Genomic DNA, 26270 nt, shown 5'->3' with positions numbered 1-26270 from the left:
CGACTACCTGTTCGGCTACGACGCGACGGCGGGCGTGGTCGCGGACTGGATGTACGAGCAGCTCGCGGCCAGCTACGTGCTGGACCCGGAGAACCAGAAGTTCATGACCCAGTCGAACCCGTGGGCGCTGCACAGCATCACCGAACGGCTGCTGGAGGCGGCGGACCGCAAGCTCTGGGAGTCCCCGGAGCCGGCGACCCTGGCCGCGCTGCAGCAGATCTACCTGGAGACCGAAGGCGACCTGGAAGGCGACGGATAGCAGTCGGTGGCCGCTTCGGGGATATTGTCCTTTTCGCCGACCGGGGTCATGGATACTCCCGTGCCTCAGTAGCGTTGTCGATCTTGGCAATCGCCACTTCGCTAGGCACGGGGGTAACTCAATAGTGTTCACCAGACGCCGTTGGCGCTCGATCCTTCTGCTCGGTGCGGCCTCCGTCATGGCGGCTCAAATCGTCGCAGTGCCGCCGGCGCAGGCTGCCGGAGCCCCGCTCGGCAAGAACAACTGGGTCGTCAGCTCCGCGGGATTCCGCGACGACGCATACCGCAACTATGTGCGGCTCGGGTACGTCGTGTTCGGCGACGGCAACACCGTCGAGCAGAACTTCTGGAACTGGAACCAGACCGACAACCCGGTTTCGGTGAGCAGTGGCGACGTCTATTACTGCGGCCAGTGGGCGCCGGGGACCAACCCGCGCAACAACTGCGCGGTGCGGACGGCCCCGGGATTCACCGGTGCGCCCAACGGCCGGTTCACCGGCACCTTCGCGTACAGCGCCGAGGCCGGGAAGGTCGACATCACCTGATCGCCTGACGGCAGGGCTCCAGCCCGCGCCACCGCCCGGAAATTCTCCGGGCGGTGGATGTCGAGGAAGCCCATCCGGCCCCGACCCATCTGCATGAACAATGACAAGAACAGCCGCCGGATCGTCGGCAACATCGCCCTGTCCCTCGACGGTCGCACCACCGGAGCCGGCGGCGACCACGACATGGGCTGGATCGTCCCGCACGCGGTCACCGACGCCGCCCGCGACCACATGATCCGGGTGACCGAGCCCGCCACCACCGTCCTGCTCGGCCGGAAGAACTATCAGGGCTTCGGCGGCTTCTGGCCGGCCGTCGCCGGAAACGCCGACGCCGACCCGCGCGACCGGGCCTTCTCGGCCTGGCTCAACCGCACGGAGAAGGTCGTCTTCAGCACCACACTGACGGAGGCGTCCTGGGAGAACTCCCGCATCGTGGCCGGTGACCTGCCGGGCGAGGTGCGCAGGCTGCGCGAGCAGGACGGCGGGGACATCATCGTGCTGGCCAGCGGCAGCATCATCCGCGCCCTGCTCGAAGCCGAGCTGCTGGACCGGCTGAGCATCACCCTGTGCCCGGCGCTGGTCGGCGGTGGCGCGCGGCTGCTGGAGGACGGCCTGCCGGCCTCCACGTGGGCGCTCACCGACACGACGATGTCCGCGTCCGGGGCGATCTGCCTGCTCTACGACCGCCTGTCCTAGGCGGTGTCAGTCGGTGTCGCGCCGCCGCAGCAGGTAGGTGTCCATGATCCAACCGTGGCGCTCGCGGGCTTCCGCGCGCACCCGGCGGATCTCGTCGCTCACCTCGGCCAGCGGCCCGGAGATCAGCAGTTCGTCCTCCGTGCCGATGTACGCGCCCCAGTAGATGTCCACATCGTCGGCGTCCACCGCCCCGAAGGTCTGGTGGGCGTCCAGCATCACGATCACGTCGTCGACGTTCGGCGGCCACTGCTCGGCCAGCCGGCGGCCCGTGGTGACCTGGAACGGGCGGCCGATCCGGTTCAGCCCGACGCGGTGCCTGGCGGCCAGCGCCGAGACGCTGCTGATGCCCGGGATCACCTCGTAGGAGAACGTCGTCTCGCCGCGCGCCAGGATCTCGTCCAGGATGCTGATCGTCGAGTCGTACAGCGACGGGTCGCCCCAGACCAGGAACGCGCCGGTTTCCTCGTCGAGCAGGTGCTCGCGGATCAGCGCCTCGGTCACTTCGGAGCGCCGGTGCCGCCAGTCGGCGATCGTGCCCTGGTAGTCGGCCGGGGTGCGGTCGCGGTCCGGGTCCCGGCCCTCGGCGATGCGCCGGCTCGGGCGGCCGTACGCCTTCAGGATCCGGCGCCGGAGCTCGATCATGCTCTCCTTGGCCTCGCCCTTGTCGAGCAGGAAGAACACGTCGGTCCGGCCGATCGCCTTGGCTGCCTGCAGGGTCAGGTGATCGGGGTCGCCCGCGCCGATCCCGATGACGTAGATCTTCCGCACGCCCAGCAGTCTGCCGCACGCCGCGCCGACGCTTCAGCGCAGGTCAGGCTCAGACGGCGACCGCCGCCGCTCGGGCGTGCTCCAGCGCCAGGTGCAGCGCGCCGTGCAGCGCCGCGTCCGTGCCCAGCGTGCCGTGCTCGACCCGGGTCGGCCCGGGGAACGAGATGGCCGCCCGGACCCGGGGCAGCAGCGCCGGGTGGGTGCCGACCGGCCCGCCCAGCAGGACCAGCGCCGGGTCGGCCACGGCCGCTACCGAGATGATCGCGCGAGCCACCGCGGCGGCGAGCACCCGCAGCGTGGGCTCGTCGGCGCGGTCGAGCAGGTCCAGCGCCGCCGCGACGTCGTTGGACGGGGCGTCCGAGCGGCCGAGGCCACCGGCGGCCAGATCGCCCGCGATGGTCGGGGCCGTCGCGCCGGGCAGGTAGCCGATCTCGCCGGCCAGCCCGTGCGCGCCGCGGACGAGCCGGTCGCCGATGTAGAGGCCGACGCCGAGGCCGGCGCCCACGTAGACGTACGCGAAGCTGGCCTCGCCCGCTGCCCGGCCGGCCCGGTGCTCGGCGAGCGCGGCGAGGTTGACGTCGTTGTCGACCAGGATCGGCGCCGGCGTCAGATCCCCGATCATCTCGGTGGGGCTGACCAGGCCCTCGGGGAACGGGGTGCCGGCCAGCGGGACGATCTCGTGGGTGACCGGGTGCACCGGGTTCGCGGTCGAGATGCCGACCGCGCGCAGCGGACCGGGTCCGTTCGGGAAGGCCGACACGGCGGCCCGCACGTTGGCGACCAGGGCGGCCACGTCGCCGGGGGCGCCGGCCCGGCGCCGGTGCTCGCCCAGGGTGCGGCCGGCCAGGTCGGCGGCGCGGGCCCGGACGCCGGACTGGTCCAGCTCCACGGCGAGCACCCAGCCGGCGCGCTCGCCGAGCTCGTAGAACGTGCCGATCCGGCCGCGCCGGCCGGTCTCCTTGAGGCCGGTCGCGTCCAGCAGGCCGCCCTCGACCAGGCGCCGGACGGCCTCGGAGACGGTGGGCCGGGAATAGCCGGTCACGTCGGCGAGCTCGGCCCGGGTGGTGCGGCCCTGCCGGATCGTCTCGTCGAGCAGGCGGCGGTCGGTCGCCGCGCGCAGCACGGTCTGCGGCAACGCTCGGCCGACATCGCTCACCGTCACCCCTTGTGATCTTCCCGTTGGGTCTCCTACATTAAGACAGCGTTCTAGTTAGGTCACCTAATCAAATGGAGCCAGCGATGACCACCGCCCCGGACGACATCCCCCAAGCCATCCGCGAGACCAAGGCCACGCTCCGCAAGCGGATCGGCGATTACGCCGGCGCCTTCGCGCGGGCCGAGGCCGCGGTCCGGGCCGAGGTCGCCGAGGTCGTCGCGCTGCGCGAGCGCGGCGCGGAGATCTGGCCGGTGGTCCAGTTCGCCGACATCGCCGCCGGCACGGTGCCTCAAGATCTGATCGAAGCGGTACGGCGGCGCGGCTGTGCCCTGGTCAAGGGCACCTTCGGACGCGCGCGGGCCGAGGCGTGGGACGCCGAACTGGTGTCGTACCTGGACCGCAACGACTTCGCCGGCACCTACCGTTACGTCGACGACGGCATCTTCGGCGGGCTCTCCGCGAGCAAGCCGTCGATCTTCCCGATCTACTGGTCGCGGCCGCAGATGCAGGCTCGTGAGGACGAGAACATGGTGGCCGTGCGCGGCTTCCTCAACTCCTTCTGGAAGCACGAGTCCGAGGGCAGGACCTGGTTCGACCCGACGCGTGACACCGCGTACCCGGATCGGGTCCGGCGTCGCGAGCCCGGCACCGACTCCGCCGGGCTGTCCGCGCACACCGACTCGGGCTCGATCGAGCGGTGGCTGCTCCCGGCGTACCAGAAGGTCTTCCGGCATGTCTTCGCCGGCCGGCCGGAGGAGTACGACCCGTGGGACGGCGCCTACCGCACCGAGGTGCACGAGTTCGAGTCCACGGTGATGTGCTCGGCGTTCCGCACCTTCCAGGGCTGGACCGCGCTGTCCGACATGGCGCCGACCGAGGGTGTGCTGTACGTGGTGCCGATCCCGTCGGCGATGGCCTACCTGCTGCTGCGCGCCCTGCAGGACGACGTGGCCGACGACGACCTGTGCGGCGCGGCGAACGGCCAGGCGCTGCCGATCAGCGAGCGCTGGCACCCGGCGCTGATGCCCGCGCTGACCCCGATCCCGGCGGTGGAGCCCGGCGACACCGTCTGGTGGCACGGCGACATGATCCACTCGGTCGGCGCGGTGCGGGACCAGCAGGGCTGGGGCAACGTCATGTACATCCCGGCGAGCCCGCACTGCGAGAAGAACGCCGCCTACGCCGCCGAGTGCGGCCAGGCGTTCCGCCGGGGCGCCAGCCCGACCGACTTCGCGGCCGAGGACTACGAGGTGAACTGGGTGGGACGCCCGGCCGCCGCCGACCTCAGCCCGATCGGCCGCGCCCAGCTGGGCCTCTGAGCCAAGGCCGCGCAAGACCGGGCCGGGCAAGCCGATGCCGGGCAAGACCGGGCCGCGCAAGCCGATGCCGGGTGAGACCGGGCCGCGCGAGCCGGGGCCGCGTGGGATAAGGCCGCGCAAGACCGGGCCGTGGGAAGTGGGGCTCTGCGGGGTCGGAGGTTGTCATTCGGGGAGGATCGGGACCGACGGGTTCAGGTCGCGGCCCAGTGACGCGGCCCGGGTCACCGACGACGAGCCGAACCTGTCCCGGACCGCGTCCAGCGCGGTGTCCAGGCTGTCCTCCACCGCCACGTCGAACGGCAGCTCGAGCTGCACTGCCCCGTCGCTGTCCAGGTTGCCGACCGCGACGCCGACCAGGGTCAGCCCGCGCAGGTCGATCAGCGGCCGGGCCTCGGCCAGCAGCTGCCGCGCCGTGGTCAGGACCGCACTCGTCTGCATGGTCGCCTTGAGCAGGCTGCGTGAGCGGGTGACCCGGGTGAAGTCGCCGAAGCGCAGCCGCAGGGTGATCGTGCGGCCCGCCCGGTGCGCCGACCGCATCCGGCGGGTGACCCGGTCGACCAGGGCCGCAAGGGTCGCGTCGATCTCTTCGAACGGGCGGGACCGGCGCCCGAGCGCGCACTGGGCGCCGATCGAGCCGCGCCGGTGGCCGGTGCGGACGCGGCGGGGATCGCGGTTGTGGGCGAGTGCGTGCAGGTGTCGCCCGGCGTGCGCGCCGATCAGGGTGACCAGCGCGGCCTCGCCGAGGCGGGCGACGTGGCCGACGGTCAGGATGCGGTGCTCGCGCAGCTTGCCGGCGGTCACCGGGCCGACGCCCCACAGCCGCTCGATCGGCAGCGGGTGCAGGAAGGCGAGCTCCTCGCCGGGGGCCACCACCAGCAGGCCGTCCGGCTTGCCGACCGCGCTGGCGACCTTGGCCAGGAACTTCGTCCGGGCCACGCCGACGGTGATCGGCAGCCCGGCCCGGTCGCGGACCTCGGCGCGCAGCCGGGCGGCGATGGCGGCCGGCGTGCCGCGGATCCGCTGCAGCCCGCCGACCTCGAGGAAGGCCTCGTCGATGGAGATGCCCTCGACGATCGGGGTGGTGTCCCGGAAGACCTCGAAGACCAGCTTGCTGGCCGCCGAGTAAGCCGACATCCGCGGCGGCACCACCAGGGCGTGCGGGCAGAGCGCGCGGGCCTGCGCGATGCCCATCGGCGTGCGGACCCCGTATGCCTTGGCCTCGTAGCTCGCCGCCAGCACGACGCCCCCGCCGACCAGCACCGGTCGGCCCCGCAGGGCGGGGTCGTCGCGCTGCTCGACCGACGCGTAGAACGAGTCGAGGTCGGCGTGCAGGATGGTCGCCTGATCGGGCACCCGGCCATCTTCGCACACATGTTCGAATAGAGCGATGCGCGAGTCCTTGGTGTCGCAGGTCACGGCGCCGGGCGGAAGTAACAGGGTGGCGCCCCGGTTATCAGACTTGAGTGCGACACGCTCAATCTTTGACCGGAGGAAATCCCATGGTGCTGCGTACCGACTTCGACCGCCTGACCACCCGCGTCTTCGACTCCGCCACCCGCACCGCCGGCGCCCGGCTGGACGCCTACCGCGAGGGTGACTCCTTCTTCATCGACATCGACCTGCCCGGCATCGACCCGGCCAGCATCGACCTCACCGTGGACCGCAAGGTGCTCAGCGTCCGCGCCGAGCGCAAGCGTGCCGAGCGCGACGGCGTGCGGTACATCGTCGCCGAGCGCCCGATGGGCCCGGTCAGCCGGCAGGTCTTCCTGTCCGACTCGCTGGACACCGACCGGCTCGACGCCCGCTACGACAACGGCGTGCTCACCCTGAGCATCCCGGTGACGGAGAAGGCCAAGCCGCGCAAGTTCGAGGTCGCCGCCGCCTGAGCGCGGGTGGTTGCCCGGGGCCGCGCACCGATCGAGGTGCGCGGCCCCGGCGCGTCAGTGGGCGAAGGCGAAGTAGTTCACGTTGACGAAATCCTCGCCGCCGTCGCGGCCGAAGGTGATGAACACCGTGTGCCGGCCGGTGACGGGCTCGACGTCCGTGGTCCGGGACTCCCAGTCCTGCCAGCCGCCGGTGTCCGCGATCTCCAGGGTGGCCGCCGGGGTGTTGCCGGGGCTGTCGAGCCGGACCTCGAGCCGGCCGCCGCCGTCGACCTCGGAGGCCACCCGGGCGGCGAACTTGGTGGCCGGCTCGTCGCCGAAATCCACGTCGTCGAAGCGCAGCCAGTCGCCGTTGCCGATGTAGGCGACATTTTGCCCGCCGCCCTCGTCCTCGGTCTCCTGGAACTGGGTGCCCTGCTGGCCGGCGGCCGCCTCGGCCTGGATCACCGAATAGGCGTCGATGCCGCCGGGCGCCGGCGTGGCCGGCGAGGGCGACGGGCTGGCCGGCGGGTCAGCGGGGGAGGACGAGGAAGCCACCGAGGGCGCGGCCACGGCGGCGGCAGCCGGAGCCGGAGTCGCCGAGCCGCCCTGCAGGCGCCCGATCAGGTAACCGAGCAGGACGAGCGCCAGCCCGGCCGCGGCGAGCACGAGCCGGTTGCGGGTGACCCGCGACCGGGAGTGGTAGACGCCGGGCGACGGGGAGGCTGGAGTAGTCATCGGCTCCGCAGGATAACGCAGCGGGAGAACCTCAGCCGATCGGAGCGAGCGCGGTGAGGATCTCCTCGGCCCGCTCGCCGGCGGCCCGGCGATCGGCGTCCGGGGAGCCGATGAACGGATCCCAGTTCAGGTCGTAGAAGAGCTCGGTGACGCCGGCCTCCGCGTAGAGCTGGGCACCCGCCCGGATCTGGTCCCAGGTGCCCGAGAGCGGCACGTCGTCCTCGCGCAGCCCGGCCTTGACCACGCCCCGCACGACGATCCGGATCGCGTCCGGGTCGCGGCCCGACTCCTCGGCGGCCCGGCGCACGATCTGCGTGCCCCGGGCGATGTCGGCGAGGCTGGCCCGGCTGCTGCTGACCCAGCCCTCGGCGATCCGCCCGGCCCGGCGCAGCGCGATGTCCGCGGTGCCGCCCAGCAGGATCGGCGGGCCGCCGGGCTGCACCGGCGCGGGTGCCATGACGCTCGGCGGCACGGTGTAGAACTCGCCGTCGAAGGCGGTGGGCGCGCCCTTGAAGAGGGTGCGCAGCACCCGCAGATACTCCTCGGTGCGGCGCCCGCGCGGATTCGGGTTGGACCCGGTCGCCACGAACTCCACCTCGGACCAGCCCGTGCCCAGGCCCAGGTCGAAGCGGCCGGCGGAGAGCACGTCGAGCGTGCTCGCCTGCTTGGCGAGGTAGGTGGGTGACAGGTACGGCAGGTTGATCACGGCGACGCCGAGCCGGATCTGGGTCGTCCGGGCGGCCGCGTAGGTCAGCGCCAGCAGCGGATCGAGCACGCTGCGGTAGACCGGCGCGAGGTTCTGGTCGTCGCCGGCCAGCAGCCGCTGGAACGACCACAGGCCGTAGTAGCCCAGCTCCTCGGCCCGCATCGCGAACCCGGTCAACGACAGGGGATCCGCCCACACCCCGGACACCGGGCAACCGCAGCTGATCAACATGCGGTTCACCGTACTGCCGCCCGCCGGAGGGGGCCACCGAGAGGCCCGGGGCCGGCCGCCGTGGCAGGCTGGCGGCATGCCGCTGACATTGGTGGAGATGGACTCCGCCGACTTCGCCCGCCGCCGGGCGCCGTTGATCGCCGGCTACGCCGAGGCGATCACGACATCCCGCGGGCTGACCGTGGCCGAGGCGGTGGCCGAGGCCGAGCGCGACATCGCGGAGAAGCTGCCCCGCGGTTCTGCGACCCCCGGCCTGCTCATGCGCAAGGCCGAGTGGGACGGCACGGAGATCGGCTGGATCTGGGTGACACTGCCCGGCCCGGCCCGGCCGGAGCTGGCCTGGATCGGCAACATCGAGGTCGACCCGGGCTTCCGGTCCCGGGGGTACGCCGGCGCGATCATCACGGCCGTCGGGGCGGAGCTGGCCGGCCTCGGCGTGCCCAGGCTCGGCCTGAACGTCTTCGGCGCGAACAGCACGGCGATTCGCGTCTACGAGCGGCTCGGCTTCGAGGTGTACGCCCAGCAGCGCTCCCGGGAGCTGACCGGCATACCCACGGCCGAGGGGATCGAGCTGACGCCGATGACCGACTACGAGAGCCGGATCGAGGCGCTGTTCGCCGACTTTGCCCAGGACCTCGTCCAGGAGCAGGGGCTGTGGCACGGCGAGGCCGAGACCCGGGCGGCCCGCGAACTGGCCGAGCTGCTCCCGCGCGGGGTGCGGACGAAGGGGATGATCCTGCGCACGGTGGCGGCGGACGGCGTACCGGTCGGGTGGGTCTGGGCCGGCCTGCCGGCACCGCCGCGGCCCGGCCTGGGCTGGCTGCACAACATCGAGATCGACGAGGCTCATCGCGGCCGGGGGCACGGCCGGGCGGCCATCGCCGCGGTCGAGGCCGAGCTGGCCGGCCGGGGCGTCCGCCGGCTCGGGCTCAACGTGCACGGCGCCAACTCGGGCGCTCGCCGGCTCTGCGACCGGCTCGGCTACCGGCTGCTGGCCCAGCAGATGGCCAAGGACCTGCCGGCCCGGTGAGGCGAGGGCCTACCGCTCGGCTTCGGCCTTGGCCAGGAACTGCTGCATCCAGGCGACGCGGTGCGCGCTCAGGCCGGCCTGGCGGGCCTGGTCGATCGACTCCCGGACGTGGGCCAGGCCCTGCTCGCGCAGGCCGTCGGCCAGCTCCGCGATGCCCAGCGCGATGGTGCCGCCGGGGATCCAGCGCGGGTCGCCGAGCTCGGCGCGCAGCTCGTGCGAGATGCGCAGGTGCTCGAGCGCCTTGTCCGACTGCAGGTCGGACATCGCGTAGTAGAAACCGACGTGCCGGTGCACCTCGGAGCGCAGCAGCAGGTCGCCGTGCCGGTCGGCCAGGTCGAGCGCCTCCCAGTAGTACGGCATCGCCTTGTCCCAGTCCTGGCGCAGCACCTGGTGCACCAGGCCGACGCCGAACAGCGACTCGGCCGTGCCCGCCGAGTCGCCGAGGTCGCGCCGGATCTCCAGGGCCTGCTGGAAGAGCGCCTCCTCGCCGTCGCTGTCGGCCTTGCCGAGGTCGTCGTCATCGAGCGCCCGGAAGTGCATGAGCATGGCCTGCCGGTCCAGCACGGCGGCCTCCAGCGCCCGGTCGCCGTCCGCCCGGGCCCGGGTCAGCAGCTCCTGGAAGGTGCGCTCGGCCGCCTCGTAGTCGCCGGTCCGGAAGGCGGCCTCGACCATCGCCTCGTTGCCGGCCGCCAGTGTGTCCCCCGTTGTCCCCATTCTTCGGAGGTTACTGCCGATCTGGCGCCCAGGGTGTCCCCCTGCCCGTTTGCTTGCGTCGGCTTGCTCGAATCAGGGGTATGACCGTGGATGCCGAAATCCGTCTCGCCGCCATCGCCGGGCTCATCCGGGAGGCCGAGCTGCTCCGGGTCCGCCGGGCCGAGCTGGACCAGCGCCTGGCGGAGCAGGCGGCTGCCCTGAGCGAGCTGCGGTGGCGCTGGGCCGGGGAGGTCCGCGACGTCGAGCGGCTGGAAGGTCTCTCGCTGTCCCGGGTGCTGGTCGCGTTGCGCGGCGCGCACGCCGAGCAGTTGTCCCGCGAGCAGGCGGAGGCCGGCGCGGCCCGCTACCGGGTCGCCGAGGGGGAGAGCCGGCTGGCCGCGATCGGCGCGGAGCGGGCGGCCGTCGAGGCCCGGCTGTCCGGCCTGACCAACCTGCCGGCCCGGTTCGCCGCGGCCGTCGACGCCAAGGAACGCCAGCTGCGCCGGGAAGGCGGGCCGGAGCTCGGGCGGCTGCTGACCCTGGCCGAGCGGCGCGGCCGGGTCGAGGCGGAGCTGCGCGAGCTGGCCGAGGCGGGCGCGGCGGCGGAGGCCGCGGCGCAGGCCCTGGGTGAGGTCCGTCGGCAGCTGGACCTCGCGGCGGACCGCAAGTCGGCCGACAACTGGCTGGGCGGCGCGCTGCTGGCCGGCAAGCCGAACTGGCTCGACGGCGTCGCCTGGGCGGCGGCGCACGCCGACCGATGTGTCGCGGTGCTGCACACCGAGCTGGGCGATGTCGGCCTGGCCCGGCCGCTCGGCGACACACCGACGCGGGCGCCGGTGGCCGTGCGGCCGACCGGCTTCCTGGAGACCGTCTTCTCGGAAGTGTTCGTCAAGGACCAGCTCAACCGGGCCCGAAGCAACGTGGACCGCTCGGCCCACCTGGTCGCCGGGGTGCGTCAGGACGTCGCCCGGCGCACCAGCGCCGCCCGCGCCTACCGGGACGCGGTGCTGCGTGAGCGCCAGGACCTCCTGGCGAGCTGACGGCGGCGCGCCCGGCTCAGCCGGCGGCCAGCGCCACGTGGATCGGGGTGTCGCCGGTGAACAGCTCGAACGTCTTGCCGATCGTGGCCGGGGTGATCAGCACGGCGGCCAGCACCGCCGCCACGTCATCGCGTGGCACCGGGCCGCGGTTGCCCAGCTCAGGTAACGAACTTGCATGGGTTTTCCGCCGCGGGTCGGAATCAGTGGAGACCTTGACCAGGCCGGTGCCGGGGTCGTCGGTGAGCGAGCCCGGCCGCACGATCGTGTAGTCCAGGCCGCTGGCCCGGACGTACTCGTCGGCCTCGGCCTTGGCCACGAGGTATTCCCGCATCGGCTCGCCCGCTGACTCCGGCCGGTCCGCCCCGATCGACGAGACCATGACGTAGCGGCGCACCCCGGTGGCCCGGGCCGCGTCGGCCAGCTTGACCGCGCCGCCCAGGTCGACCGTCCGCTTGCGCTCGGGCCCGCTGCCCGGCCCTGCGCCGGCCGCGAACACCACGGCGTCCGCGCCCTTGACGTACGCGTCGAGAGTCTCGTCCTTCTCCAGGTCACCGATGACCGGGACCGCGCCGGCCGCGGTGAGGTCGGCGGCGTGTGCGGGGGAGCGGACGAGGCCGCGGGCGGTGTGGCCCCGGGCGGCGAGCAGGCTGAGCAGGCGGAGGGCGACCTTGCCGTGGCCGCCGGCGACGAGAATGTCCATTCCTCAGTTCTACTCCGCCGGCTGCGGGACCGGCTGGAACGCGACGCCGGTCACGTCGGCGGCCAGTTCGGTGAAGTCGGTGCCGTACGCGGTCGGTTCGACGATCCGCAGCACCAGGGCGAACGGCCGGTCCGTGCCGTACTGCCGGGCCAGCTCGCGGTGCCGGGCGGCGAGGTAGCGGGCCGCCGCCAGATTCGCCCCGGCCGTGAGGCCGCCCAGCAGGAAGACGGGCTGCCCGCCGACCGGTCCCCAGAATCGGGCCAGCAGCACGTAGGTGCTGTTCGGGGTCCGGACGTAGTCCTTCCCGTCGACCGTGAAAGCGAGTCTGACCTTGGCGGGGTCGGCGTCCGCGAAGGTCACGCCGCGCAGGATGGTGCGCAGGTGCACGGCGGTGCGGGGATTGGCGATGCCGGGGCCGCCGACGCAGAACTCCGTCAGCCTGCCGATCTCCCCGGCCGGCTCGGCCTCGCCGACCCCGTCGGCCCGGGCGCCGCACTCCCGGGCGATGGTCGCCAGCTCCACCAGCGCGGCGACATCGCGCCGGTGAACGCTGTTCTCGCTCGGGGACGACGCGTGCCGGGAGGCCACCAGCAGGCAGGTCGCGCCCTCGGTGAGGCCGAAGAACGCGCGTTCGCGGCTCAGCCTGCGGCGGCGCAGCAGGAATCCGGCCAGCCAGACCGCGGTGCCGGCGATGACGCTCGCCAGCAGATTGATGAGAAGGTCGCCCACGCAGCCATGATGTCCGATGGCCTCGCGCGCGGTTCAGGCGGACTCGCGGATCACCAGGGTCGGCTGGAAGGTCACCGAGCGCGGCAGCCGGCCCGGCGTGGCGATGTGGGCCATCAGCACCTCGGCCATCTCGGCGGCCATCTCCTCGACCGGCTGGCGGATCGTGGTCAGCGGCGGCCGGCAGTCGAGGGCGGCGCTGCTGTCGTCGAAGCCGACCACCGCGACGTCGTCGGGCACCCGGCGGCCGAGGTCCTGCACCGCCCGCAGCGCGCCCTCGGCCATCAGGTCGCTCGCCACGAAGAGGCCGTCGATGCCGGGGTGCTCGGTGAGCAGCCGGCGCGCGCACGCCTCGCCGCCGTGCCGGGTGAAGTCGCCCTCGATCGCCGGCACCTCCGGGATGCCGCGGCCGGCCAGGTATGACCGGAAGCCGTCGAGCCGATCCGCGCCGGCCGGGCTGTCCAGCGGCCCGCTGATGGTGGCCGGCCGCCGGCAGCCGCGGCCCAGCAGGTGCTCGGCGGCGAGCCGGGCGCCGAGGCGCTGGTCGACGTCGACGAAGCTGGCGGCCAGGTGTGCGGCGGGCCGGGCCGAGACCACCGCCGGGATGCCGAGCTCGTGCACCTGTCGGGGGAGCGGGTCCTGCTCGTGGCTGCTGATCAGCAGCACCCCGTCGACGTGGCCCTGGCGCAGGTAGCGGATGACGTGGTGATGGTCCGTCGAGTCGGTCGGCATGATCACCAGGTGGATGTCGTGCGGGCGCAGCGCGCCGGTGGCGCCAGCGGTGACCCGGCCGAAGTACGGGTCCGTGAAGATCCGGTTCAGGAACGAGGAGTCGGACGGCCGGTCGGGCTCGGAGATGACCAGCGCCACGGAGTTCGACTTGCGGGTGACCAGCGAGCGGGCCGCCACGTTCGGCACGTAGCCGGTCTCGGCGATGGCGCGCTGGACGATCTCGCGGATCTTGGTGTCGACGCTGGGCGCGCCGTTGATCACCCGGGACACGGTGGCCCGCGAGACCCCGGCCGCCTCGGCGACCTGGTCCATCGTCGGGTGCTGCCCTCCGCGGGCGGGCCGGGTAGTCATGGCCTCTGTTATATAGCACCGGGCGAAATGCCCCTGAGAGCGCTTTTCCGGGCGGAGCTCATGGCTGGGCGCCGGCGCCTTCCAGCAGCAGGCGGCCGGCCTCCTCAGCGGGCACCGGGCGGGAGAAGTAGAAGCCCTGGGCGAACGTGCAGCCCATGTCGCGCAGCGCGGCGAGCTGGCCGTACTCCTCGATGCCCTCGGCCACGGTGGACATGCCGAGGCTCTGCCCGAGCTGGACGATGGTGCCGGCCAGCGCGGCATCGTCGGCCTGGTCGCCGAGCCGCTCCACGAACGAGCGGTCGATCTTGAGCGTGTCCACCGGGAAACGGCGCAGGTAGGCCAGCGACGAGTAGCCGGTGCCGAAGTCGTCGATCGCCAGGGTGACGCCGAGCGCCTTGAGCCGGACCAGCTGGGACAGGTTCTCCTCGGTGTCGGTCATCAGCACGCTCTCGGTCATCTCGAGGCAGAGCTGGTCGGCCGGCATGCCGGTCTCGGTCAGCACCTCGCGGACCACCGCCGGCAGGTCGCTGCGGTCGAACTGGCGTACCGAGACGTTGACCGCCATCTTCACCGGGCGCCGGCCGTCCCGCTCGGCCCACTCCATGGCCTGGCGGCACGCCTCCTCCAGCACCCAGCGGCCGAGCGGCACGATGAGCCCGGTGGCCTCGGCGATCGGGATGAAGTCGAGCGGGCTGATCATGCCGCGCACCGGGTGCTGCCAGCGCACCAGCGCCTCGAAGCCGACGACCAGGCTGTCCGCCAGGTTGATCGTGGGCTGGTAGTGCAGCCTGAGCTCGCCGCGGTCCAGTGCCAGGCGCAGGTCGGCCTCGAGCTCCAGGCGCTCGACCAGGCCGGCCAGCATCCGCGGGTCGTAGCTGGCGAGGCTGCTGCCGGCGGCGCCCTTGGCCTGGTACATGGCCAGGTCGGCGTTGCGCATGAGCTGCTCGGCGTCGTCGGTGTAGCCGGCCTCGCCGGCGGCGAGCGTGGCGTGCGAGGCCAGCCCGATGCTGCCCCGTACGTGCAGGTCGCGGGTGTCGATCCGGAACGGCTCGGGCAGCCCGTCGACGATGCGCCGGGCGACGGCCTCGGCCTCACCCGCGCCGCGCGCCGAGCGGATCAGCACGGCGAACTCGTCACCGCCGAAGCGCGCCACCACGTCGCCCGCCCGCACCGAGGCGGTCAGCCGTTCGGCGACCCGGATCAGCAACTGGTCGCCGGCCAGGTGGCCGAGGCTGTCGTTGACCTCCTTGAAGCCGTCCAGGTCGAGGAAGAGCACGGACACTTCGTCGTCCTCGCCGCGCTGCTCCAGCGCCTCCGCCACCCGCTCGCGGAACAGGGCGCGGTTGGCGAGCTGGGTCAGGGCGTCGTGGTACGCCTCGTGCACGAGTTGCTCCTGCAACTCCCGGCGCTCGGTGATGTCGCGGGTGTTGAGCACCAGGCCGCCGACGTTGGGGTCGTCGAGCAGGTTGGTGACGGTGATCTCGGCCTGACGCGGTCCGCGGGTGCGGTGCGGCACGGTGAGCTCGATGACCGTGCTCGCGTGCGGGCGGCCGCTGACCGAGCGCAGCGCGTCGGCGAGGCGGGCGCCGGACTCCAGGTCCAGGACGCCGGTGAGCGGGCGCCCGGTGAGCGTCCTCGGCCGCCAGCCGAAGATCCGCTGCACGGACTCGCTCTGGTACAGCACCACGGCGTCGGTGCCGACCACGGTGACGACGTCGGTGCTGTGCTGCACGAGCGAGTGGAAGCGCTGCTCGCTGCCGTACAGCTCGGCGGTCCGGTCGGCGACGCGGGTCTCCAGGTCGCGGGTCAGGTTGCGGTTCTCCAGCAGGGTGAGCAGCTGACGGCCGACGATCAGCAGGATCAGGACCGAGCGGGTGTAGGCGACGAAGTCGGTGGCGTGCCCGGTGCGGGCGTACCACACGAAGCTGGTGAACAGCGAGGCGAGCACGGCCACGTACGGCAGCAGCACTCCGAACGGCTGGCCGCTCTCGCCGTCGGCCGGCGGCAGCGCACGGTCGGCCGGGGCGTGGGACCCGGCCGGCTTGGTGGCGGCGAGCAGGATCAGCGAGAAGCCCGCGAACCAGCCGATGTCGGTCGCGCTGCCGGAGGCGTACGCCCCGGTCAGGTTGAGGTAGGCGTACCCGATGTCGGAGACCGCGAAGGCGACGATGCCGGCGCCGACCAGCGCGAGGTGGCCGGAGTCGCGGCCGCGGCGGCGCCGCAGCGCCAGCATGTAGACCACGATCGTCACCATGACGATGTCGCCGAGCGGGTACCCGAGGTGGATGTAGAGCGCGAGCGCGCTGTCGTCGCGGGCCTCGATCAGCGGTTCGAGGACCAGGAACCAGGCGATCAGCAGCAGCGAGGCGGCGACCATCAGGCCGTCCAGCACGCTGCGGGCCCGGTTGGCCGCGCTCTGGGTGGCCACCGGCAGCGCCAGCAGCCCGGCCGAGGTCAGCAGGATCATGCCGTGGTAGCCGACGTCGGCCCCGGACGGCACCGGCACCGCGCCGGGGCGGACCCCCAGCCAGACGGCGCAGGCCAGGCCGATGCCCCAGGAGAGCACGCCGAGGCCGAGCAAGGTCCAGCCGGCCCGGATCCGGCCGCGGAACGCCGTGGCACGGATCAGGCAGCCGAGGGCCGCGGCGACGGCGGCGGCGCACAGCCCGGGGCCTGAGACGGCCTGCGCGGCGGCCGGACCGCCGACGCCGGTGCTGAGCACCACACCGAACGCGACGACGAGGACGGCGACGGCGACGGCGAGCAGTGCCCAGCGCCGGACGGCCTCCGGTGCGGGCGGTGCTGTGCTGACTGCCATCTGCGGAATCTCCGGTCTGCCCGGCCACCCGGGCGGGGCGGTCGTACCAGCCGAGATCGGCTCGCGAGGGTACGGACTTGAGGGGTTCGCCCCCGGTGGATCGCCGGCACCCGGAACTTCGGCGACACCTTCCCGGGCGCGGGCGCGCCGTCCGGTCCCGGCCGCGATCGTGCCCCGGGGGCACCAGCCCTGGACGGGGCCTTCGTGCGAGCCTGGCTGAGGCCGGTCACCGACTCAGGTCTCGACGCAGAACTCGTTGCCCTCCGGGTCGCGCATCATGACCAGGTCGCCCTGGTCATGGGCGACCGTCGCGCCGAGCCCTTCGAGGCGCCGCACCTCGGCCGGCAGCTCCCCGGGGGCGCGCAGGTCGAAGTGCATCCTCAGCTTGGCGGTCTTGGCCTCGGGCACCCGCCGGAACCACAGACTGGGCCCACCCCACCCCGGCGCCTCCACATAGGCCTTGTCCGAGGTGGAGTCCCCGTCCAGCTCCCCGCCGAGCGCGGCCGCCCAGAAGCGAGCGACCACGAGCGCGTCGCGGCAGTCGAAGGTCACACTCTTGACGTAGCTCATGCGGCGCCTCCGGCGGTCACCAGCGCCAGCGCCAGAAGTGGCGCTGATATCGGACGACCAGCCCACCGGCCCGCTGCTTGCCGCGAATCACGAAGTGCCGCTCGGATCCCCCGTCCGGGGTGGTGGGCACGCCCCGGACGTGCGAGCTGCCGGCGATCATCTCGACGCTGTCGATGTCGACGGACGCGCCGGGCGGCAGCACGAGCGTGGTGGAGCCGGCGAACACATTGAGCTCGATCTCGACTCGGTGATGAGCGATGAGGGCGTCGGTGAAGTCGAGCTTCACCGAGCCGGCCCGGGCCGTCACCCGAAGGTGCCGGGGCACCACCCACCGGCCGTGCCGTTTCAGGCCGGCCGCGGTGGTGCGCAACTCGCCGTGCTCCGGCGCCGCCGGCGCCGCCGGGCCGCCCGGCAGGTCGGCCACGAACGGTTCGACTTCGGCGAACGTGCGCGCGGCGAGCACCCCGGACACCCGCTGCTCGAACTCGTCCAGGGTCAGCCGCCCCTCGCTGACAGCCTTGCGCAGCCGCCCGGCAACCGTCTCTCGGTCGGCATCAGACATCCGGACCGTCGAGGGCTCCGGCACCAGCTCTCCGCTCATCGGCAAACCATAGTCGGCATCCCGCGACCGTGCGGCTGTCGTGCGGAGCCCGCGGTGATGTGCCGAGCCCGGTGTGCGTGTTGTCAGTCCGCGGGCGCCGGCTCGGTGGATCGCGGCGTGAAGAAGCGGACGATGTCGTCGGCCGCGGTGTGGGACAGCATCATCGCCTGGACCCGTGCGGACATCTCGGCGATCGGGTGGGTTCTGACGAACATCGCCTCCTCGTACGCCCGGATCGCCGAGTCGGGGTCGGCGGGGTCGGTGGCGAGTTCGGCGGCGAGCTCGGCCGCGTCGAGCATGGCTTGGTTGGCGCCCTCGCCGACCGGCGGCATGAGGTGCGCGGCGTCACCGATGAGGGTGATGCCCGGCCGGTGGGCCCAGCTTGTGCCGGTGGGCATCGCCTCGATCCTGCGTGGGTTCGGCGGGCCGTCGCCGGCTTCGATGAGTGCGGTGAGGCCGGGGTTCCAGCCGTCGAACATGTCCAGCAGCGCGCGCTTGCTGCGGTAGGTGTCCGGGTGGCGATCGTCCGCGGGCAGGGAGACCCCGACTCGGATGCTGCCGTCGCCGAGGCGCTGTGCCGCCAGGATCCGGCGCACGCCGACGCACCAGAGGTTTCCGGGGCCGACCAGATCGGCGAGATCCGGGTGGCGCCGATCGGCGTCGCCGATGCTGAGCTCGACCAAGGTGGCCACGGCGGACAGTGTCGCGTCGGTCAGCAGCGACCGGACGACCGAGCGTGCGCCGTCCGCGCCGATGAGGACGTCGCAGTCGGTGCGGTGGCCGCTGTCGAACGTCAGCTCGAAGCCTCTGTCGGGTCGTGGCGTCGCCGCGGCGAGCCGGTGCTGCCACCTGACAGTGTCGGCGGGGAGCGAATCGAGCAGAAGATCACGCAGTGCGCTGCGGTCGATCTCGGGGCGCCCGGAGAACGAACCGGGTTGTGGCTTGTGGTGCACGAGGGTGCGCCCGGCCGGGTCGAGGATGCGATGTTCCTCGCCCTCCGGCCGTGCCTCGGACCGGAACCGGGCGGCGAGGCCCGCGTCGGCCAGGGCCTGTTGCCCGGACTCCGGGTGCAGGTCGAGCATTCCGCCCTGTGCTCGCGCGGACCGGCCCGCCTCGCGTTCGTACACCACCGCGCCGATGCCGTGCCGGTGCAGGATTCGGGCCAGCGTCAGGCCGCCGAGGCCGCCGCCGGCGATCGCGATTCGCATCATCATCTCCGTTACCGTACGCTGTACCTCATGGATACACCGTACGGTAGCGTGCCGCTGCCCGTCTGGGAACGGCCCGAGCCGCAGCCCCGGGCGGCGCCGGTGCCGCTGAGTCGCGCGAAGATCGCCGCGTCGGCGATCCAGCTCGCCGACGCACACGGCCTCGACGGGCTATCGGTACGCAAGATCGCCAAGGAGCTCGGCGTCGGCCCGATGCGGCTCTACGACTACGTGATCAACAGGGCCGAACTGCTCGATCTGATGGTCGACGCCGTGTATGCCCAGATCGCCGAGGCCGGCCAGCCCACCGAGTGGCGCGCCGCGGTCCTCGACATCGTTCACCGGACTCGCGCTGCCGCCCTTGAGCACGAGTGGTTCGCCGACCTGCTGGGCGCGCGGCCACACCTGGGACCGCACGCGCTCGCCGTGGGCGAGTCGACCGCGGCGGCGCTCAGCCGGGCCCCTGGCCTGCGCGGCATCGACGATCTCCAACGGGCCTTGGGCGTCCTCAACGCGTTCATCTGCGGAGCGCTCCGCAGGGAGATCACCGAGCGCCGCACCGCCCGGCTGACCGGCACCGACGTGTCCGCCTGGCAGGCCGCCCTCGGGCCCTACCTGACACGCATGCTCGAAACCGGCCGCTACCCCACCATCGCCCGACTCGTCATCGACGGCGCCCACCTCAACGCCGAGGAGACCTTCCACCACAACCTGATCACCATCCTGGACGGCATCACCAGCCATCCCCGGCCGGACTTCGGCGGGTCCGCATCGAGGTGACGGCGGTACGATTCTGGTTGGACGACCGCTCAGCAAAGGCGGGTGCACACCATGATCGTCCTCGATGTCCTGATGGCGGCGCTGGGTCTGGGAGCAGTCTGGGCGGCCGCGAGTGCACGAGTCATCAAGCAATACGAGCGTGGGCTTGTCTTCCGGTTCGGGCGCGTGCTGGAAACGGTTCGCGGCCCCGGCCTCACCCTCATCGCGCCGGGCGTCGACCGGCTGCGGAAAGTGAACATGCAGATCGTCACGATGCCGATTCCGGCGCAGGACGGCATCACCCGTGACAACGTGACGGTCAAGGTCGACGCGGTGGTGTATTTCAACGTCGTCGATCCGGTCCGGGCCGTCGTGAACGTACAGGATTATCTTTTCGCCGTGTCCCAGGTCGCGCAGACCTCGCTGCGCTCGATGATCGGCAAGAGCGAGCTCGATGATCTGTTGTCCAACCGGGAGCGGCTCAACCAGGGTCTGGAAGTGATGATCGACAGCCCCGCGCTGGACTGGGGAATCCACATCGACCGCGTGGAGATCAAGGATGTCGCGCTGCCGGATTCGATGAAGCGGTCGATGTCGCGCCAGGCCGAGGCGGAACGGGAACGGCGGGCCCGGGTGATCACGGCCGACGGCGAGTTGCAGGCCTCGCACAAGCTCGCGGCGGCCGCGGCCACCATGGCTGACACCCCGACGGCGCTGCAGTTGCGTCTTCTTGAGACGGTCGTCGAGGTGGCCGCCGAGAAGAATTCGACGCTGGTGCTGCCGTTCCCCGTCGAGTTGCTGCGATTCCTGGAGAAGAGCGCCAACGCCGGAGCCGATCCGAAGGGCGCGATTCCGGATCGGCCGGCAGCCGCGGAAAAGTCCGCGGCCGAGGCGCCGCGCGCGGTCGAATCCGCTCCGGAGCGGCCGCTGCTGCGGGACATCGGCACCATCGCACCGGCCGAGGTCTCCCGCACACCCAACGGTCAGCCCTCGTAGGGATGCCCGGGTGGGCGGAGACCTTCCGCTCTTGTTCGCATGGTGGGACGCTGGACGGGCTGGATCCCCAACACGCCGATGGGGGAAGCATGGTCGGTTTTCGATCCGCCTTTGAACCGGAGCGGGCTCCGTGCGGCAAGACCGTCGGAGGCGACTGCTATCGCGACACGGACGACGAGGGTCTCGTCGTCTACGACCTCTACTACAGCTGTGGCTGCCGGCGCACCCGGCACGAGTATCACGACGGCACCGTCAACACGCAGGCGATCCGCCATGGCCGCCGGCACAAGGTGGTCTCCGACGAGCATTCCGAACACCCGGTTTGACGCGGGAGCACCATGAGCCTGTCCCATGACGTCGTCATCGTCGGTGCGGGTGGGGCCGGCCTGCGCGCGGCCATCGCCGTCGCGGAGGCCGACCCCCGCCTCAGCGTGGCCGTGGTGTCCAAGGTCTACCCGATGCGCAGCCACACCGTCTCGGCCGAGGGCGGCGCGGCCGGCGCCATCAGCGCCGCCGACAGCCTCGACGAGCACGCGTACGACACGATCTCCGGCGGTGACTGGCTCTGCGACCAGGACGCCGTCGAGGCGTTCGTCGTCGAGGCGCCGCGCGAGCTGTTGCGGCTGGAGCACTGGGGCTGCCCGTGGAGCCGCGAGCCGGACGGGCACGTCGCGGTGCGCGCGTTCGGCGGCATGAAGAAGAAGCGCACCTGGTTCGCCGCCGACAAGACCGGCTTCCACCTGCTGCACACGCTGTTCCAGACCTCGCTCAAATACCCGAGCATCACCCGCTACGACGAGTGGTACGCGAGCCGGCTGATCGTCGACGACGGCCGGGTCTGTGGCGTCGTCGCGCTGGAGCTGATGTCCGGCCTGGTCGAGACGATCACCGGGCGGTCGGTGGTGATCGCGACCGGTGGCGGCGGGCGGGTGTTTCCGTTCACCACGAACGCCGCGATCAAGACCGGCGACGGGATGGCGCTGGCCTACCGGGCCGGCGCGCCGCTCAAGGACATGGAGTTCGTCCAATATCACCCGACCGGCCTGCCGTTCACCGGCATCCTCATCACCGAGGCCGCCCGCGCCGAGGGCGGCTGGCTGCTCAACAAGGACGGCTACCGCTACCTGCAGGATTACGACCTCGGCAGGCCGGAGCCGGGCCCGGTGCTGCGCAGCATGGAGCTGGGCCCGCGGGACAGGCTGTCCCAGGCGTTCGTGCACGAGATGGCGAAGGGCCGCACGATCGACTCGCCGTACGGCGCGGTGGTCCACCTGGACCTGCGCCACCTGGGCCGGAAGATGATCGACGCGAAGCTGCCGATGGTGCGTGAACTGTGCCGCGACTACGAGCGGATCGACCCGGTTCACGAGCTCGTCCCGGTACGTCCGGTCGTGCACTACATGATGGGTGGCGTACACACCGACATCGACGGCGCCACCGCACTTCCCGGCCTCTATGCCGCCGGCGAGACGGCTTGCGTGAGCATCAACGGCGCCAACCGGCTGGGCTCCAACTCGCTGCCGGAATGCCTGGTGTTCGGGGCGCGTGCCGGGCGAGCGGCCGCGCGGCACGCCGCCGGGGCCGCGCGGCCGAGCGCGGCCGTCGAGGCGCAGGGCGCCGACGAGCGGCGCCGGCTCGACGAAGATCTGCTGCGCCGCGGCGACGGCCCGGACCGCATCTCCGTGATCCGCACGCAGATGCAGGGGATCCTGGAAGACGCCGCCGGCATCTACCGCGACGGTGACAGCCTCACCAAGGCCACCGACAAGCTGCGTGAGCTGAGGGAGCGGGCGGCGACCGCGGTCATCGACGACACCAGCCGCCGGTTCAACACCGAGCGGGTGGCCGGGCTGGAGCTCGCCGGCATGCTGGAACTGGCCGAGTGCATCGTGCACAGCGCGCTGCGCCGGGAGGAGTCGCGCGGGGCACACCAGCGCACCGACTTCCCCGAACGCGACGACAAGCGGTTCCTCGCCCATTCACTCGCGCACCGCGAGCCCGACGGCTCCCCGCGGGTGTCGTACCTGCCGGTCACCATCACGCGATGGCCGCCCGGCAAGCGGATCTACGGGAGGTGACGTGGGCGGCGACGAGCGCATCACGCTGCGGATCGCCCGGTACCGGCCGGACGAGGGTGAGGCCGAGCCCACCCTGGCCGACTACGAGGTGCCGCTGCGCGGCGACTGGGCCGTCCTCGACGGCCTCAACTACATCAAGGACGAGCTCGACGGCACGCTGTCGTACCGGTGGTCATGCCGGATGGGCATCTGCGGCAGCTGCGGCATGATGATCGACGGAGAGCCGAGGCTGACCTGCGCGACGTTCCTGACCGACCTCGCGCCGGGTCCGGTGCGCATCGAGCCGCTGGCCAACTTCCCGGTGATCCGCGACCTGATCGTCGACCTCACCGACTTCATGCACAAGCTGGGCAAGGTCAGGCCCTGGCTGATCCGGGACGAGGAACGGCCGGTGGAGGAGGGCGAATACCTGCAGACGCCGGCCCAGCTCGACGAGTTCAAGCAGTTCAGCATGTGCATCAACTGCATGCTCTGCTACGCGGCCTGCCCGGTGTACGGGCTGGACAACTCCTTCGTGGGCCCGGCGGCGATCGCGCTGGCGCACCGCTACGACCTCGACTCCCGGGACGAGGGCGACCGGCAGCGGCTCACCATCCTGGCGCAGCCGGAGGGCGTCTGGGACTGCACCTTCGTGGGAGAGTGCTCGGCAGCGTGCCCCAAGGGCGTCGACCCGGCCGGGGCGATCCAGCAGGTGAAGCTCGCCGCGGCGCAGGAAGCGGCGAAGTCGCTCCTCCTGCCCTGGCGGTCCCGATGATCTCCCCGCTGGAGGCGAGGTACTACCGCCGGCGGATGCCCCTGCTGTGGTGGGCGCGGCGGCGGTCGTACGCGTTCTTCATGGTGCGCGAGGTGACCAGCCTGTTCGTCGCCCTGTTCGTGGTGGAGCTGCTCCTGCTCGTGCGCGCGGTGGCGCGCGGCGCCACCGCGTACGAGGGCTTCCTGGAGGCGATGGCGCGCCCCGCGGTGATCGCGCTGAACCTGGTCGCGCTCGCCTTCGTGCTGCTGCACGCGGTGACGTTCGCCAACCTGACCCCGCGCGCCATGATCGTGCGAGTGCGCGGCCGGCGGGTGCCGTCGCGCGCCGTCCTCGCGAGCGTCTATCTCGGGTGGCTGGTGGTGTCGGCGTTCCTGACCTGGCTGGTGGTGGCACGGTGACGAGTCCGGGGCGGCGGGTCACGCCCGAGCCCTTCGTCTGGTTGCTGTTCAGCGCGGGCGGCGTCGTGGCCGCGCTCGTCCTGCCCGTCCTGCTGGTGCTGTTCGGCGTGGCCATCCCGCTGGGCTGGGTGGCGGCGCCGGATCATGAGCACCTGCTCGCCGTGCTGCGCAACCCACTGACCCGGCTCGGGCTGATCGGGGTGTGCGCGCTCGCGCTGGTGCACGCCGCACACCGGATCCGGTTCACCGTGGAGCACGCGTTCCGGCTGGGCCGGTACGACCCGATCATCGCCACGGCGTGCTACGGCGCCGCGGCCGCCGGCACGGCCGCCGCCGCGTATCTGCTCCTGGCGGCGCTCTGACCCGGGCGGGCGGCTTGCGCTGGTACGCGGTGACGCCGGCCCGCCCATCGACGGCGCTCGGTGCCCGTCAGGAACGCGCGTAAGGGTCGCGCCCCGGCCCACGTACCGCAGCGGTGGCGGCATGCGCGATCTCCAAGAGCGGCGTCTGCCGCACGTACGTCATCGCGTCCCGGTAGCCGACGACGGCCTGCCGAGTCCCTTCACTGGTCTCGGCCGACATGGGTGCGTGCTCGACGAGCGCCCGAGCGTCCGAACTGCTGATCGTGATGTGCTCGATCGTGTTGGAACCCTGAATCGCCGCGGCGAACAGGCTTGCCGCAGTCACCTCCCGTCGCGAACAAACCCATGCGGGTCCGGACGGAGCAGCCGCCCCTTCCGCGAACGGAAGAGGCGGCTGCGTGCCGTACCAGGAGGGTCAGAGCTTGCCGCACTGGCCGAGCCGGATCCCGCCGGTCTTGTTCGGTAGGCCGTTGTTCACCGGTGCCGGCTTGTTGCCGGCGCAGGTGAGCGGTCCGCCGATCGTGTTGCCGGCGACCACGGTGGCCTCCTTGTTGGCGAGCAGCGTCACCGCGCTCTTCAGGGTCGAGTTCTCCACGCTGACCGGGCCCGAGCCGGTGACGGTGAGCGGGCCGCTGACCGTGCTGTTCAGCAGCGACACCGTGCCCGCGCCGGTCGCCCGGACCGCCGCGTCCAGGGCCGCGCCGGTGACGTAGAGCGAGGCGTCCTTGGCCACCGACACCGGGCCGGTGATCTGCGCGCCCGCCGTGACGCAGGTGACGCCGGAGCGGACCGACACCGCGCCGGCGACCTTGTCGGAGATGGTCGTCGTGCAGGCCGGTGCGGGGATGCCGAGCAGTTCCACCTCGGCGAGCGTGGTGCTCGCCTCGCCCGTGTTGGCGCTGACCTCCAGCCGGTAGTGGGCGTAGCGGCCCGGCGCGGCGATCTTGAACGGCCGGGTCTGCTGCCGCCAGTCGAAGCTCTGGTCGGCGCGTTCGTCGATGGTCGTCCAGGTGGTGCCGTCATAGGAGCCCCTGAGCCGCCAGGCCTTCGGGTCGCCGGCCACCGTGCCCGAGGTGAGGGTGTAGTAGGTGGCCTGCTCGCCCGCGCCGGCGAACTGGTACTGCCAGGCGGGTGTCGGCGTCGGGAAGGTGACCTGGGTGGTGGAGGTGTCGTCGACCAGTGTCGGGTCCGACGCCGTGCCGCGGCCCGGTCCGGTCAGGTCCCGCAGCGGGTTCGCCACCGCGTCGCCCGTGGTGAGCGACGGGGGAGCGGCGTTCTCGCCGGTGCCCCACCGCGACGGCGACGGGCCCATCTTGAAGTCGAGCGTCGCGCCGTCGGCCAGCAGCGAGTGCGGGAGCGACGTGGAGTTGTACTTCTTGCCGTTCACCTTCAGCGACTGCACGTAGACGTTGCTCCGGCTGTTGCCGGGCGCGTTGACGACGATCTTCTTGCCGTTCTCCAGGCTGACCGTGGCCTTGGTGAACAGCGGCGAGCCGATCGCGTACGCGGGGCTGCCCATCTGCAGCGGGTAGAAGCCGAGCGCGCTGAAGATCTGCCAGGCGCTCATCTCGCCGTTGTCCTCGTCGCCCGGGTAGCCCTGGCCGATCTCACTGCCCAGGTAGAGCCGGGAGGTGGCCTCGCGGACCAGCTTCTGCGTCTTGTGCGGCTGACCCACGTAGTCGTACATGTAGATGATGTGGTGCGACGGCTGGTTGCTGTGGCCGTACTGGCCCATCCGGACGTCGCGGGCCTCGTACATCTCGTGGATCGGGCCGCCGTAGGAACCGTAGAAGGTGGCCGTCTCCGGGGTCGCGAAGAACTTGTCCAGCTTCTTGGCCAGGCCGTCCCGGCCGCCGTACAGGTTGGCCAGGCCCTGACCGTCCTGGGGCACGTGGAACGCCATGTTCCAGCCGTCGGTCTCGGTGTAGTCGTAGCCCCAGACCCGCGGGTCGTAGGTGGACGGCGGGTTGCGCCAGGCACCCGCGGAGTCCTTGCCCTGGAAGAAGTCCACCGAAGGGTCGAACATGGTCACGTAGTTCTGTGCCCGGTTGCGGAAGTATTCGGCCTGCTCGGCGTACTCCTTGGCCTTGGGCCCGCCCTTCTTCGCCAGCGCCTCGGCCATGTTCGCGATGCCGTAGTCGTTGATGTAGCCGTCCATCGCCCACGACATCGCCT

Annotated in this window: 29 protein-coding genes; 14 read left to right on the top strand and 15 right to left on the bottom strand. The window is 72.1% G+C overall.

Annotation, left to right across the window (positions count from 1 at the left end):
• The 3 genes from DMB66_RS45975 to DMB66_RS45965 form a co-directional block, all read left to right on the top strand.
• A partial coding sequence (locus DMB66_RS45975) for a cobaltochelatase subunit CobN (protein ID WP_148112830.1) occupies positions 1-259 on the top strand: 259 nt, incomplete at its 5' end.
• Between the two features lie 178 nt (positions 260-437).
• Positions 438-803, top strand: a complete 366-nt coding sequence (locus tag DMB66_RS45970) for a hypothetical protein (protein ID WP_199753016.1) — start codon at positions 438-440, stop codon at positions 801-803.
• A 93-nt stretch (positions 804-896) separates the two neighbouring features.
• Positions 897-1499, top strand: coding sequence for a dihydrofolate reductase family protein (locus DMB66_RS45965; RefSeq protein WP_125810423.1), 603 nt, complete (start codon positions 897-899; stop codon positions 1497-1499).
• A gap of 6 nt (positions 1500-1505) precedes the next feature.
• Here the strand turns inward: DMB66_RS45965 and cobF are convergent, their stop codons facing one another.
• Both cobF and DMB66_RS45955 read right to left on the bottom strand, forming a co-directional pair.
• Positions 1506-2267 carry a precorrin-6A synthase (deacetylating) gene (gene cobF / locus DMB66_RS45960; protein ID WP_125810422.1) on the bottom strand — a complete coding sequence of 254 codons (762 nt, stop codon included), beginning with the start codon at positions 2265-2267 and terminating at the stop codon, positions 1506-1508.
• A gap of 49 nt (positions 2268-2316) precedes the next feature.
• Complete coding sequence (locus DMB66_RS45955; RefSeq protein ID WP_125810421.1) at positions 2317-3423, bottom strand: ROK family transcriptional regulator; 1107 nt, start codon at positions 3421-3423, stop codon at positions 2317-2319.
• 83 nt (positions 3424-3506) lie between these two features.
• Here DMB66_RS45955 and DMB66_RS45950 point away from each other — a divergent pair, with 83 nt between their 5' ends.
• Complete coding sequence (locus tag DMB66_RS45950; protein WP_125810420.1) at positions 3507-4742, top strand: YbiU family protein; 1236 nt, start codon at positions 3507-3509, stop codon at positions 4740-4742.
• A 162-nt stretch (positions 4743-4904) separates the two neighbouring features.
• Here DMB66_RS45950 and dinB read toward each other — a convergent pair whose 3' ends face one another.
• Positions 4905-6095 (bottom strand): DNA polymerase IV, encoded by a 1191-nt coding sequence (dinB, locus tag DMB66_RS45945; RefSeq protein ID WP_125810419.1) that lies wholly within the window; start codon positions 6093-6095, stop codon positions 4905-4907.
• Between the two features lie 146 nt (positions 6096-6241).
• On the opposite strand from dinB, the gene DMB66_RS45940 reads away from it, so the two are divergent.
• Positions 6242-6628, top strand: coding sequence for an Hsp20/alpha crystallin family protein (locus DMB66_RS45940; protein WP_125810418.1), 387 nt, complete (start codon positions 6242-6244; stop codon positions 6626-6628).
• 54 nt (positions 6629-6682) lie between these two features.
• On the opposite strand, the gene DMB66_RS45935 is transcribed toward DMB66_RS45940, so the two are convergent.
• Together DMB66_RS45935 and DMB66_RS45930 are read right to left on the bottom strand one after the other, a co-directional pair.
• A complete protein-coding gene (locus DMB66_RS45935; RefSeq protein WP_125810417.1) occupies positions 6683-7342 on the bottom strand; it encodes a carbohydrate-binding protein in 660 nt (219 codons plus the stop codon).
• A gap of 31 nt (positions 7343-7373) precedes the next feature.
• Positions 7374-8279, bottom strand: a complete 906-nt coding sequence (locus DMB66_RS45930; protein ID WP_125810416.1) for a TIGR03619 family F420-dependent LLM class oxidoreductase — start codon at positions 8277-8279, stop codon at positions 7374-7376.
• Positions 8280-8355: 76 nt separating this feature from the next.
• Between DMB66_RS45930 and DMB66_RS45925 the strand changes: the two genes are divergently transcribed.
• On the top strand, positions 8356-9309 hold the full coding sequence (locus tag DMB66_RS45925) for a GNAT family N-acetyltransferase (RefSeq protein ID WP_158647573.1): 954 nt from the start codon (positions 8356-8358) through the stop codon (positions 9307-9309).
• A 9-nt stretch (positions 9310-9318) separates the two neighbouring features.
• Here the strand turns inward: DMB66_RS45925 and DMB66_RS45920 are convergent, their stop codons facing one another.
• Positions 9319-10023, bottom strand: a complete 705-nt coding sequence (locus tag DMB66_RS45920; RefSeq protein WP_125810414.1) for a tetratricopeptide repeat protein — start codon at positions 10021-10023, stop codon at positions 9319-9321.
• 80 nt (positions 10024-10103) lie between these two features.
• On the opposite strand from DMB66_RS45920, the gene DMB66_RS45915 reads away from it, so the two are divergent.
• Entirely contained in the window at positions 10104-11042 is a 939-nt protein-coding gene (locus DMB66_RS45915) for a hypothetical protein (protein ID WP_125810413.1), read from the top strand.
• Positions 11043-11058: 16 nt separating this feature from the next.
• On the opposite strand, the gene DMB66_RS45910 is transcribed toward DMB66_RS45915, so the two are convergent.
• The 7 genes from DMB66_RS45910 to DMB66_RS45880 all read right to left on the bottom strand — a co-directional run bounded on the left by DMB66_RS45910 (position 11059) and on the right by DMB66_RS45880 (position 18754).
• On the bottom strand, positions 11059-11742 hold the full coding sequence (locus DMB66_RS45910; RefSeq protein ID WP_125810412.1) for an SDR family oxidoreductase: 684 nt from the start codon (positions 11740-11742) through the stop codon (positions 11059-11061).
• Positions 11743-11751: 9 nt separating this feature from the next.
• Complete coding sequence (locus DMB66_RS45905; protein WP_125810411.1) at positions 11752-12471, bottom strand: hypothetical protein; 720 nt, start codon at positions 12469-12471, stop codon at positions 11752-11754.
• 33 nt (positions 12472-12504) lie between these two features.
• Positions 12505-13551: a LacI family DNA-binding transcriptional regulator gene (locus DMB66_RS45900; protein ID WP_233625322.1), complete on the bottom strand. Its 1047-nt coding sequence runs from the start codon at positions 13549-13551 to the stop codon at positions 12505-12507.
• A gap of 58 nt (positions 13552-13609) precedes the next feature.
• Positions 13610-16369: a GGDEF domain-containing phosphodiesterase gene (locus DMB66_RS45895; RefSeq protein WP_125810410.1), complete on the bottom strand. Its 2760-nt coding sequence runs from the start codon at positions 16367-16369 to the stop codon at positions 13610-13612.
• A 234-nt stretch (positions 16370-16603) separates the two neighbouring features.
• Positions 16604-16939 carry a VOC family protein gene (locus DMB66_RS45890; protein WP_125810409.1) on the bottom strand — a complete coding sequence of 112 codons (336 nt, stop codon included), beginning with the start codon at positions 16937-16939 and terminating at the stop codon, positions 16604-16606.
• Between the two features lie 16 nt (positions 16940-16955).
• Positions 16956-17540, bottom strand: a complete 585-nt coding sequence (locus tag DMB66_RS45885) for a DUF1707 domain-containing protein (protein WP_125810408.1) — start codon at positions 17538-17540, stop codon at positions 16956-16958.
• An 83-nt stretch (positions 17541-17623) separates the two neighbouring features.
• The gene (locus DMB66_RS45880; RefSeq protein WP_233625321.1) at positions 17624-18754 is read right to left on the bottom strand and encodes an NAD(P)/FAD-dependent oxidoreductase; all 1131 of its coding nucleotides are present in this window, start codon (positions 18752-18754) and stop codon (positions 17624-17626) included.
• A gap of 24 nt (positions 18755-18778) precedes the next feature.
• Between DMB66_RS45880 and DMB66_RS45875 the strand changes: the two genes are divergently transcribed.
• The 7 genes from DMB66_RS45875 (at position 18779) to frdD (ending at position 24095) form a co-directional block, all read left to right on the top strand.
• Positions 18779-19528 carry a TetR/AcrR family transcriptional regulator gene (locus DMB66_RS45875; RefSeq protein ID WP_233625320.1) on the top strand — a complete coding sequence of 250 codons (750 nt, stop codon included), beginning with the start codon at positions 18779-18781 and terminating at the stop codon, positions 19526-19528.
• Positions 19529-19579: 51 nt separating this feature from the next.
• Positions 19580-20503, top strand: coding sequence for an SPFH domain-containing protein (locus tag DMB66_RS45870; RefSeq protein WP_199753014.1), 924 nt, complete (start codon positions 19580-19582; stop codon positions 20501-20503).
• 89 nt (positions 20504-20592) lie between these two features.
• Entirely contained in the window at positions 20593-20829 is a 237-nt protein-coding gene (locus DMB66_RS45865) for a hypothetical protein (RefSeq protein WP_125810407.1), read from the top strand.
• Between the two features lie 12 nt (positions 20830-20841).
• The gene (frdA, locus tag DMB66_RS45860; RefSeq protein ID WP_125810406.1) at positions 20842-22581 is read left to right on the top strand and encodes a fumarate reductase (quinol) flavoprotein subunit; all 1740 of its coding nucleotides are present in this window, start codon (positions 20842-20844) and stop codon (positions 22579-22581) included.
• A 1-nt stretch (position 22582) separates the two neighbouring features.
• A complete protein-coding gene (locus DMB66_RS45855; RefSeq protein WP_125810405.1) occupies positions 22583-23335 on the top strand; it encodes a succinate dehydrogenase/fumarate reductase iron-sulfur subunit in 753 nt (250 codons plus the stop codon).
• A complete protein-coding gene (locus DMB66_RS45850) occupies positions 23332-23733 on the top strand; it encodes a fumarate reductase subunit C (protein ID WP_125810404.1) in 402 nt (133 codons plus the stop codon). Before DMB66_RS45855 ends, DMB66_RS45850 begins: the two co-directional genes overlap by 4 nt.
• Complete coding sequence (frdD, locus tag DMB66_RS45845) at positions 23730-24095, top strand: fumarate reductase subunit FrdD (RefSeq protein ID WP_125810403.1); 366 nt, start codon at positions 23730-23732, stop codon at positions 24093-24095. The genes DMB66_RS45850 and frdD overlap by 4 nt, the downstream gene beginning before the upstream one ends.
• Before the next feature lie 67 nt (positions 24096-24162).
• On the opposite strand, the gene DMB66_RS45840 is transcribed toward frdD, so the two are convergent.
• Complete coding sequence (locus tag DMB66_RS45840) at positions 24163-24420, bottom strand: hypothetical protein (protein WP_199753013.1); 258 nt, start codon at positions 24418-24420, stop codon at positions 24163-24165.
• Positions 24421-24510: 90 nt separating this feature from the next.
• Positions 24511-26270: glycoside hydrolase family 92 protein (locus DMB66_RS45835; RefSeq protein ID WP_148112829.1), on the bottom strand; the 1760-nt coding region annotated here is incomplete at its 5' end.

It is taken from the genome of Actinoplanes sp. ATCC 53533 (genome assembly GCF_003947245.1).
This window is presented reverse-complemented; position numbering and strand designations above follow the sequence as displayed.